The organism is Sphingomonas sp. FUKUSWIS1 (assembly GCF_000733135.1).
Lineage (GTDB): Bacteria > Pseudomonadota > Alphaproteobacteria > Sphingomonadales > Sphingomonadaceae > Sphingomonas > Sphingomonas aerolata.
Window position 1 is genome coordinate 1 of sequence record NZ_JPJC01000259.1, and the last position, 899, is coordinate 899.

Sequence of the window (899 nt, forward strand, 5' to 3'; positions counted from 1 at the left end):
CCCGCTGATCCCGGGGCAGGAGGCGCGGCATGGCGCGCGCCTCCTGCCGTGGCAGACTTCAAGGAAACGAGACCGACGATGCTGACTTATCTTGCCGCGCTGCTCGCCGCGGCTGGCCCAGAGGCCGCTGCGACCGAGCGACAGGCGCCTCCTTCGGTCGCGACCTTGCCAACACCCGAGCGTCGCCAGCAGCTGCTGTTCGAGGCGGCCCGGCTCGGCCGCACGGACATGATCGATCCGCTGCTCAAGGCCGGCGCCGACATCAATGCCTATGACGAGCGCGGTTTCACGCCCCTGATCCTGGCGGCGTATAACGGACAGCTTGCTACAGTCGACGCGCTGATCGGCAAGGGCGCCGACGCCTGCCGTCCGGATCGCGACCAAGGCAATAGCGCGCAGATGGGTGTCGCGTTCAAGGGCGAGGATGCGATCGCGGCACGGCTGCTGAAGGCAGGGTGCGACGTGAACGCGCGCAATCATGCCGGGCAGACCGCGTTGATGATGGCATCGCTGTTCAATCGCCGGGCACAGGTCGACCTGTTGCTGGCGGCGGGTGCGGACCGGACGATCCAGGATGCGGCGGGACGATCGGCAGGTTCGGTCGCGGCCGGGCAGGGCAACGCTGCCATGGCGGAACGCGTGAAGCGCTAAAGCAAGTCTTCGGGCGTCCCGCGCGCCACGGCGGGCCGTGTCGCTACCGTTCCGCATTGACGCGGCGCGGCATCCGGGGCCATCGCGTTGGCCATGACCAAGAGCAAGGGACGCACCGGCGCACACGCGCGCGCCAATATCCAGCCTGCGCCGACAGCCGCCGAGCTCGACGCAGCCAAGCGCGAGGCCGTCCAGATCGAGGGGCGGCTCGCCGGCCTCGCGGCCGGGCATCCGTCGGTCAAGATCTG

1 protein-coding gene is annotated in these 899 nt (G+C 69.4%); it reads left to right on the forward strand.

Annotated features, from left to right (window positions below):
* Positions 1-78: 78 nt before the first annotated feature.
* Entirely contained in the window at positions 79-651 is a 573-nt protein-coding gene (locus sphsw_RS16640) for an ankyrin repeat domain-containing protein (protein ID WP_081874398.1), read from the forward strand.
* The last annotated feature ends 248 nt before the right edge of the window (positions 652-899 follow it).

What these genes read in the sequence shown, in the direction of transcription:
- sphsw_RS16640 (WP_081874398.1), top strand. Translation starts at nt 79, where the DNA reads ATGCTGACTTATCTTGCCGCGCTGCTCGCCGCGGCTGGCCCAGAGGCC.